The following is a 9,198-nucleotide window of genomic DNA, read 5'->3' on the forward strand; positions in this document are numbered from 1 at the left end:
CGGGATGACCCGGCGGCCCCTCGCGTTCGTCACCCCTGCGTCAGTCCTCGGTGTGCGTCCAGGCGCTGGGTACCAGGCTGGGCATGCGGTGCTCGATTTGGTGTTCGCCCTTGGTGCAGCCTGAGAAGGGGCCGGTGGACCCGCGCAGCTCCCGGAGTGCGGGGTCCATGTGGTCGCGGTGCCAGACCGAGGGGCCGGTGTATCCGCAGGATGCCGGGTCCGTCAGTTCCTGCCAGGCGAGCCACACGGCGTGCAGGCGGGCGATGGCCACGGGGTGCTCCCACCACAGGTGACACCATCGGGCATCGGCTGACGGCTCCGCGAGGTAGCCGGGCACCAGTACGCCCTCGACCCACTCGATCAGCGCTCGAAGTTCGTCGTCGTACTCCGGCGGGTCGAGCAGGAGGATGAACGGCGGGTACTGCCACTCCTCTTCACCGTCGTCCTCCTCGGCGGCGGCCTCCCCGCCGGCCGTCTCCTCCTCGTCGGCGGAGGCCTCGCCCGGCTCCCCTTCCTCTCCCCCGGTGAGCGTCTTGACCAGGGTCGTCAGGCTGGCGACCTGGGCCTTGAGGTCTTCGATGTCCTCGAACATGCCGACGGGCACGTCCAGCTCCGGGACGTCATCGGGCTCATCGGCCACTGCGCGTCGCCTTCCGCAGCTCGTAGGCGCCCACGGCGCGCTTGGTGATGGCGGCCTCCTCCTCGCGCATCTGCGGGCCGATGTGCGCCATCGCCTTCTCCGCGTACCAGGGGCGCAAACCGATCTGCGCGACCGGCATGCCGGTGGACATCAGCAGGGCCGTGCCCTTGCGCATGGCGCGGATCTCGGCGGGGTCGAGTACCTGCTCACGCTGCTCGGACCAGCTCCGGCTGCCGCCGTCCTTGCTCTTGGAGTACGAGCCACGCTCGACGTAGTGCGCGCCGGTCAGGCTGCTGATGTCCTGGGCGAACTTGGCGTCATCGATCCCGACGCCGATCACCTTCTTCGTGGCGGCCGACCACATCGAGTCCATGCCGACCTCACCCCATGCCCGCACGCCCTGGCGGTAGCTCTGGAGGATCACGAACGGCGTGATGCCGCGAGACCCCAAGTGGCTGTAGAGGTCGGGGAGATCGGCGATTTTGCAGATGTTGGCGGCCTCATCGAGCACAGCGCGCATCGGCTCGGGCAGGCGGCCGCCGTGGCGCTCGCCCGCCTCGGTGCCGGCGGTGAAGACCGCGTCGGCGACCGCGGCCACGAGCGCCGAGGACGGACCGCCCTTCTTGCTCAGCAGGTACAGCGTGTCCGTGCTGGTGGCGAAGACCTCGGGGTCGAAGCGGGCCCGGTGCTTGTCCGGGGTGACCCACGCGAGCACCTTCTCGTCGCGCAGCGCGGACATCGCCGTACGGGCGTTCTGGTAAATGCCCGATTGCGTCTCCTCCGCAATATTGATGGAGGAATCGACCTGTTCGGCGAGCACCGGTTCGTGTTGGTAGAGCACGCGAAGCGGCGCCTTCTCCTTCGGGTCGGAGAGCCACTTCATGACCTCGCGGACGGTGGCGCCCTCCCACCATGCGGCCCGGTAGAGGCCGGTGAGGAGGTCCCCGGCGGCCTGGCTCCAGAAAGGATCGGCCTGTTCCGAGGTGATCTGGTTGACAAAGTGGGAGGCCAGACGCTCGGCTCCCTCCAACGTCTCGGCCTGCGCGACCAGGTCGACCCACACGTCCCGCTCGGCCTGCGCGACGCCCTGGGTGTCGAACAGGAAGGTCTGCCCGACCTTCCCGCGGGAACCCACCGTGGCGGCGTAGACGTCGGCCTTATTCGACGTCATCAACAGGGCGCCGGGCGCCTCCTCCGCGACGGGGATGGCGAGGCTGGTCGACTTGCCCGCGCGGGGCGCCATGATGGCGACGTAGGTGTCCTCGTCCGATCCGCGCAGCTCGATCCCGGACGGCATGTGGTCGCCGAGGAGCACGCCCCGGTCGCGGGCCGGGAGCTTCGACGCCTTCGCCCCCTTCAACGAGGCCCGCAGCCGGGTGGCAGTGCGGGCCGCGTGCCTCGGCGTCAGCTCGCGCACCTGGTGCAAGGTGGCCAAGCTGCTCGGGTTCCTGAACCACTTGAAAGCCCAGCGCAGCCCCCACACGAGGAACACCACGACCGCCAGGTCCGCGATGGTGGCGCCGACGATGGACGCGGTCTGCGACTGCGGCCACACCGCCGACCAGTCGCTCACCATCCGGTAGACGGTCAGCGGGGAGGCCGGGGCCACGTCCTCGCCGGTCACCAGCGCGCCGCCCGCCGCCCCGGCCCACGTCGTGGCGGCCAGCGCCACCGCGCCGCCGACCAGGATCGCGCCGCCGGCCCATGCCCGGTCGTTGTCCGTCATCATCGGCTGTCGCCTCCCACCCTCGTCGTCCGGCGCCGGTTGGTGTCCGTGCGGTAGAGCCGCAGTTCGGTCGCGGTCAACTCCAACGAGGCCGCGATCCCGGGCCGGGTGCCAATCTTGATCAAATACTTGCCGCGGCCCGGGTGCCGCGCGCCCTCTTCCTCCAGGGGCACGTTGCTGCCGTCGGCGTCGTCGAAACTCGGGTCGATGTCGAGCCCGGTCGACGTCGCCGACGACCACGAACCGATCATCATGCGCTCCTGCTCGGTGAGGCTGCGCTTGCCGGTGACCCGGCGCAGCTCCTCCTCCGAGGACGCACCGATCACCCAGGTGTCACACCGGTCCATCAACCCGCGCGCCTTCGCCCGGTCGGTCTCCGTCGGCAGCGCCTCGACGTCCAACAGCGAGTGCGTGACGTAGATCGTCACATCGTTCGTGGTCCTGTTCAGGCGGCTGATCGCGTCCATCGCGTCCACCAGGCCGGGGCCGCTCCTGAGCGCGCGCCACATCTCGTCCATGGGCAGCACGAGGGACCGGTCCATCAGGCCGATGCTGCGGGCGGAGTCGATCGCGGAGTAGGTGTACGCCCACGTCGCGATCATGCCCGCGCTCACCACGTCGTTGCCACGGGCCCGCAGGGCGGAGATGTCCACGGACACGGCGGGCGCCGAGATGTCCAAGGGGGTCGTCGTCGGGCCGTCGAAGAGGCCCTTGAGCGGCCCGCCGATCAAGTTGTCCAACCCGGCGATCACCGACCGGGTCAGGTCCTGGTACCGCTCCCCCTCGGCGGCCAACTTCGTGCGCAGCTCCTCGGGCGCCGCGCGCAGCGCCCGCACGACGTCGGCGACCACGGGGTCGCTGCCGGACTCCTGCGCGGCAGAGGCGACCTGCACGGCCGTGTCGAGCGCCGAGCGCTCGATCTCGTTCGGAGCCCTGCCGAGCCCGTGCTTCGTGGACAGCAGAGCGACCAAGGTCTCCAGCCGCCGGCCGTTGAGGACGTCCAGCAGGGACTCGCGCCGGTCGACCGGCAGCGTGTGCACGCGCCCCTTCAGCGGGCCGCTGTCGAGCGGGTTCAGGCGGCCGATGCCGTCGCCGATCCGCACGACGGAGCCGCCGAGTTCGCGGATCAGCTCGGAATACTCGCCCTTGACGTCGCCCGGGACACAGACCATGTGCCCGTACGCCGAGTAGACGAGACACACGCGTTTGACCAGCGCGGACTTGCCCGCGCCGGGCTGGCTCATGACCCAGACGCCGGGGTTCGTCGTCAGCTTGCCGGTCCATCCGCTGGGGTCAATACACACCAACTCGCCGGTGAGTACGTCCCGTCCGACCGGCACGCCGCGCGGCGGCAGTCCGCTGCCGAGCAGGAAGGGGTAGATACCACCCGCCTGCGAGGTGGGGCCGGTGTAGACGGTGCCGGTGTCCTCAACGGGCGCGCGGCCGCCGAACCGGCCGCCCCACCCCAACCTCGGGGCGAAGCGGCCCCGCAGCTTCTTCTCGGCCCGCCGCTCCTCGCGGGTCGGGGCCTGCTCGATCACCTTGACCACGCGCTTGGGCGTGGTCACCGGCACAGACTTGAGCTTGCGTGCCATCGTCGTCAGTCCTTCACCAACGGTGAGTATCCGATCGGCAGTCCGGCCGCGAACACCGCGGCCTGGGCGCCGAACGCGCTCCGCATCCGGATGCCTCGGGTCGCCTTGACCGCGCGGGCCAACTCCTGGCGCGCGGCGGGCAGGTCGGCGGCGCGGCGGGCGGTGGCGGTGACCATGAGGGTCCAGTCGACCACCTGGACGCCGCCGGCCACCTGCGCGGCGGCCTTCTCCGCGCGCTGGAGGTCGGCCTTCTGGCTGTACTTCGCTCGCCCCTTGACCTCGGCGGTCGCCCGCGCCCGGTCCTGGGCATTGCTGATCTCCCGCTCCAACACCGCCTCGCCCTCGTACGGGTCGAGCACGCGGTAGGACAAGGTGATGCGCCTCTGATAGCGCCCAGGGGCCAGCAGCGGCAGCAGCACGCTGTACGGCAAGGGACGCTTGGGCATCTCGCGCAGCACCCAACTGATGGAGACGCCGCCGTCGTGCGCGTACTCCTCCCACCCGTCGTCCGCGGCCTGCGGCCCGCACTCCGACCACGACAGGTCAGCGAACTCGGCGTCCCTCGCGTTGAACACGTCCGGGTCGTACGCGGCCCTGACGATCCGGCGCAGGTCCACGTCGGTCGCCCGCCGCTCGATGTCCGTGCCTGTGCCGGACAGGTCGAGCGAGTCGACCACCCGCAGCGCCTCGGCGACCTGCTCGGCGAGGTCCGCCGGCGCGTTCGCGGAGGCGTTCGGGTCCACGGTGACGCTCATCCATGGCGCGACGCTCGCGGTGGCGTGCGGGGTCGTACGAACCAGCTCGTCAATGATCTTTTTGGCGAGCTGCGGCGCGTTCGGGTCCTTGCGGGACGCGACGTCGTCACCGAGGGCCTCCCCCGCTCCCGGGGTGATCTGGATGGTGACGGACGCGCCCTTGATCTGCTCGTCGGTGGACATGGCGTCCAGCACGGACGACCAGGTGCGCAGACTGCTCTGCACCGCCCCGGTGGGCGCCATGAGGCTGCCGCCCGGGGCGAGCAGGGTGGTGATGCTCATGTAGCCGGTCGCCCGGTCGTGGACGACGCCGACGGGCCGCCCGCTGGTCGGGTCGTGCGCCTTGATCAGGGTGGAGCTGGCGCCGACGCCGGGCAGGTCCAGGGCGTACGGGTGCGGCAGCAGCAGCCGCCTGTAGGAGGTGGCGTCGAACTTCGCCGCGCGCTTCCAGGCGATCTTGGCCCAGTAGTAGTTCAGCGCGGACATGCCGTGACGCTTGGCCGCGGCCAGTCCGAAGACCGCGCCGGTCACCGGCAGGGTGACCAGCAGGGACAGCGGGGCCTGGGTGGCGATCAGGCCGTCCGCCACCAGGATGACCGCTGCGAAGATCGTCGCGTTCCGCGACAGCCCGCCGAAGCCGAAGCTGCGGCGGGCCCGGAAGCCCTCGACCATCAGGGTCTTGGGCACTTCGTGGGTGGTCACTGGTTCTCTCCGCCCATCTGTCCGCTCGCGCCCTGCACCGCGTCGTTGACGCCGTCCAGGACCTGGATGGCGGCGCCTGCCACCGGGACCGCGGCCGTCGCCGTACCGGCCGTGGCCGCCGTGCCGGTGGCACCCGCCGTGCCAGTGGCACCCGTCGCGCCCTGCAAAGCCTCGCCGGTTCCCGGCGCGCCGACGCCTGGGGCGCCTTCGGGGCCGCCCTGTCCGGGAACGCGTCCGGCCTCGTTCCGGGCCGCCTGCGCCTGGGCGTCGCTGCCCTGGCCGCCGTCCTCGCCATTGCCGCCCTGCCCCTGGCTGCCCATGCTCTGCTCGACGTACTTCGCGTGCTCGACCGCGCTCGTGCCCTGGCTGTCCCCGCCGCCGTCGCCGCCGTCGCCGTCGCCGTCGCCTCCGGCCTTCCCCGCGAAGTAGCCCGCGGCCGCCGTCAGGGCGCCGCTGGCGCCGCCCGCGCTCATGCCCGCGCCGACCGCCGCCCCGAAGGGGGCGAAGATCTTCGTGAGCGGGCCCGGGGCGAGTACCGCAAGGACCAGCGTGGCGCACCCGCGCAGCCATTCGGCGAGGGTCTTGGAGTGTCCGAACTCCGCGAAACCGGTGCAGATGATCACGGCGACCGTGGGCTTGTACGCCACGATGACCATTCCGGACGTGATCAGGGTCGGCGCCCACTTGCGGGTGGCCTCACCGCCGGTCCGGCCGCCGCCGGCCACGGGGATCAGCAGGCAGATGATGGGGATGGCGCTCTGCCGCAGGAAGATCATCACCATCTGGATGAAGCCGATCAGCAGCAGCACGCCGACGATGCACAGCAGGGTGATCGGATTCGAGATCGCGGTGGGCAGCAGAACGGCGATGATCCGCTCGTAGGCCTGCCCGTCGTCGTCGAAGGTCGCCTTCACCAGACCTGCGCTCAGCGCGTCCCCGATCGTCAGCAGGAACGCGAACAGGCTCACGCCGAGGGCGGAGAGGAAGAGGTTCTCGATCCATCCCTTCATCGCCACCCCGGCGTGCTGGACCTTCCCGGTGACCGCCATCTTGGCGAACTGCCAGATGATCCCGGCCACGGCGATCACCAGCCCGAGCCAGACGAGCATGCCCGCCAAGGTGGCCTTGCCGTCCCACAGTCCGGTGCCCTTCAAGTCGACCGATGGCCCGAGCAGCGCGAAGGTCAGCACCTTCTTGATGATCCACTTGGTGACGTCCTGGGCGGCCTTGATGATGTCGCCGAGGATCGAGTCCCAGACGTTCTTCCAGGCCTCCTTGATGGCCTTCTCGCCCACTTCGCCGACTGCGTCGCACATGTCCGAGCCGGTCAGACCGCCGATGCCGCCGAGTTTGCCGCCGGTCTTCAGGATCGTCCCCAGCACCGGGCCGGTGCCGATCCGGCATGCGCCTTCGATCGTGTTGCTGATGATGCCGTCGGCCCTCGCGGGCTGCGGCGCCGAGACGACGGACACGCCGAACACCGCGACCAGAGCGAGCAGGATCGCGGCGAACCGGCGCCCCACGGCGCCTCGGCGCATCACGACGCCTCCCTTATGGCCGTCCATCCGGAGTCGTTGAAGTCGGCGTCGCCCGGGGCCACGATGCGCGGCTGGGCCTGCCCCTGAACGTCCGTCTGTGCGCGGGCGGTGGCGTCGCCGGTGAGCTTCCAGTCGCCGTCCTCCCACTGCGCGCCGGCCAGAGTGCGGGTGTAGGAGCCGGACTCCTTCTTCATCTCGCCGTTCTTCTGGACGACCCGCGACAGCAGCCACGCGCTGACCTCGGTGTCCGACTTCTTGATGACCTTGAAGCCCACGACGGTGCTGCGGACGTACGCGCCCGACGGCAGCGGCTGCCCGGCGCTCACGCCCATCTGCTTGGCCAGGGCCTTGTCGCTGGCCTGCGCGTTCAGCTCGATCTGCTCGGCGTTCTCCGACGACTGGTCGGCCTTGCCGATGTACGAGCGATAGATGCGCAGTTGTTCGTCCGCGTTGGACTTGTCGCCCTCGATGTCGGTCGAGTTGGCGGCCGCCATCATCGCCACGGCCCCCTCGGTGGACTTCGGGAAGCCCACCTGGCTGCCGTGGTCGTCGGTGCGCTCCCCCCGCGGAAGCGCCGCCCACGAATTCGGCTCGGTCCAGTCGTCCGGCGGCGCATACGTCGCGCTCGGGCCGGGCGAAGCGGACGCACTCGCGCTCGGCTCGCCCTTGGCCGGGGTGTCGCCGTCGTCGTCGCCGCTGAACGCCACGTAGCCAGTCAGGGCGAGCACGGCCGCGAGCGCGGCGCCGGCGAGCCAGGTGCCCTTGGTGTTCCATGTCCCCCTGGTGCGTCCCATGTCTCCCGCCTCAGCCTGCGATGCCGTTGAGGATGGCGATCAGGGAGCCGGACAGCAGGATCGCGGCCAGTCCCCCGCCCATCCACTTGAAGGGCTCGCTGCCGCCGCCGTTGCGGCTCTTGTCCGAGACGGCCAACTTGTAGACGCCGAAGGCGACGCCGCCGACCCCGGCCAGGACCAGCAGCCACAGGCCGTAGCCGAAGATTTCGGAGACCGGGCCGTCCATGCCCGGGATCTTCGTCGGCTTGGCCCCGGGGATGAGGCCACCGCCGCCGTCCTTCTTGTCGTCGTCCGCTGCCAGGATGAACGCGGCAACTCGCTCCATGGCCATCTGCTCACTTCCCTTCGATCGTGCGCCGCAGCTTCTCGGCTGCGGACCGAACGTCCTTGTACTCCAGGGCCTCGTCAGGCCCCTTAACGGCCCGGAGAACGGGCAGGTACGGCAGCCTCGCCACCCCGGCCAGTCGCCCCTCCAGGGCGCGGACCAGGAAGCGGGCGTCCTGCACGGGGCGGGCCGGGGCGTCGGCCACCCACACCAGCCACGGCCGGGGCAGCGAGCCCCAGCGGTGCAGGGTCTGCTCCAGCATCTGCACGCCGTACAGCGTGGTGTCGGCAACGAGCACCGGGGAGGCGCCGTAGGGGATGTGCTCGCCGTACGCGAGGATGCGGGCCCGGGCGCCGCCGGCGTCGTTGTCGAGCATCTTGGCGACCGTCGCCACTGCAATGCCGAACCCGTTGTCGACGGGCATCAGCGCGTACCGGAGAGCAACCGGCGCACCAGTGCCCGGGGTTGATGTCACCGATTGGGTGGTCATGCCGCAACTCCCCCCGTATGCCTTCGTTTAAGTCACGATATTGGGTTCTTGGGATCACTGAGGCTAGCGTGAACCCCCGACAAACCAGGGTGGTGTTTTCGCGAGAGCCGGAGGTCAGGCACAGGTGTCGCTCTACAACAGCGCGCGACAGCCGGTGTTTTGCCTGCACAGCAGGAACCGTTTCGAGACGGCAAACCGATCGCACCTGGTCACCCTGGCCGAAGTCACAGCATCAACAGTCACACTCATCAGCCACACCCCCGAGTCGCCAACGGTTCCGCGCGGACGCCTCCATTTCGCCGCGCGAAATGAAGGGGGCGTCATTTCGCTGCGCGAAGTCGCCCGACCCGAAACCTGATCCCGACCCTACGTGAGCCGCGGCCGCGCACTCGGTCCGGCCCCGGCCGAATGGAGGCGCACACGCCAAACAACTCGTGATCTAGTACGGCAGAAAGTCACACAACCGGCACGACAGCGAAGCGAGAACACGCACGGGGGGATAGCACGTGAAGGTGCTCATGGGGGCCGCTGCCGCGGTCATAGGACTCGTCGTCCTGGCGCTCCTTCTGGTGGTCGGGGTGGTGATATCCGACGACGACGCCTCGGCCACCGAAGCGTCCAGCGCCAGCGGCG

General features: G+C 70.1%; 9 protein-coding genes. 1 reads left to right on the plus strand and 8 read right to left on the minus strand.

Features of this window, described 5'->3' with window-relative positions; genetic code table 11:
* Positions 1–40: 40 nt before the first annotated feature.
* Genes BKD26_RS34830 through BKD26_RS34865 form a run of 8 tightly spaced genes read right to left on the minus strand, consistent with a single transcriptional unit; the run spans position 41 to position 8,565 of the window.
* Positions 41–640: a DUF4913 domain-containing protein gene (locus BKD26_RS34830; RefSeq protein ID WP_084906554.1), complete on the minus strand. Its 600-nt coding sequence runs from the start codon at positions 638–640 to the stop codon at positions 41–43.
* Entirely contained in the window at positions 630–2,369 is a 1,740-nt protein-coding gene (locus tag BKD26_RS34835; RefSeq protein ID WP_084906556.1) for a type IV secretory system conjugative DNA transfer family protein, read from the minus strand. The genes BKD26_RS34830 and BKD26_RS34835 overlap by 11 nt, the downstream gene beginning before the upstream one ends.
* Positions 2,366–3,961 carry an ATP-binding protein gene (locus BKD26_RS34840; RefSeq protein WP_084906558.1) on the minus strand — a complete coding sequence of 532 codons (1,596 nt, stop codon included), beginning with the start codon at positions 3,959–3,961 and terminating at the stop codon, positions 2,366–2,368. The genes BKD26_RS34835 and BKD26_RS34840 overlap by 4 nt, the downstream gene beginning before the upstream one ends.
* A gap of 5 nt (positions 3,962–3,966) precedes the next feature.
* A complete protein-coding gene (locus tag BKD26_RS34845; protein ID WP_241518992.1) occupies positions 3,967–5,418 on the minus strand; it encodes a PrgI family protein in 1,452 nt (483 codons plus the stop codon).
* Entirely contained in the window at positions 5,415–6,956 is a 1,542-nt protein-coding gene (locus BKD26_RS34850; protein WP_084906560.1) for a hypothetical protein, read from the minus strand. Before BKD26_RS34850 ends, BKD26_RS34845 begins: the two co-directional genes overlap by 4 nt.
* A complete protein-coding gene (locus BKD26_RS34855) occupies positions 6,956–7,750 on the minus strand; it encodes a hypothetical protein (protein ID WP_084906562.1) in 795 nt (264 codons plus the stop codon). The genes BKD26_RS34850 and BKD26_RS34855 overlap by 1 nt, the downstream gene beginning before the upstream one ends.
* Positions 7,751–7,760: 10 nt before the next feature.
* The gene (locus tag BKD26_RS34860; RefSeq protein ID WP_241518993.1) at positions 7,761–8,081 is read right to left on the minus strand and encodes a hypothetical protein; all 321 of its coding nucleotides are present in this window, start codon (positions 8,079–8,081) and stop codon (positions 7,761–7,763) included.
* Positions 8,082–8,085: 4 nt separating this feature from the next.
* Positions 8,086–8,565 carry a hypothetical protein gene (locus BKD26_RS34865; protein ID WP_143662754.1) on the minus strand — a complete coding sequence of 160 codons (480 nt, stop codon included), beginning with the start codon at positions 8,563–8,565 and terminating at the stop codon, positions 8,086–8,088.
* A gap of 124 nt (positions 8,566–8,689) precedes the next feature.
* Here BKD26_RS34865 and BKD26_RS39965 point away from each other — a divergent pair, with 124 nt between their 5' ends.
* Positions 8,690–8,923: a hypothetical protein gene (locus BKD26_RS39965; protein ID WP_143662755.1), complete on the plus strand. Its 234-nt coding sequence runs from the start codon at positions 8,690–8,692 to the stop codon at positions 8,921–8,923.
* Positions 8,924–9,198 lie beyond the last annotated feature (275 nt).

It is taken from the genome of Streptomyces sp. CB03238 (assembly GCF_002099185.1).
Classification (GTDB): Bacteria; Actinomycetota; Actinomycetes; order Streptomycetales; family Streptomycetaceae; genus Streptomyces.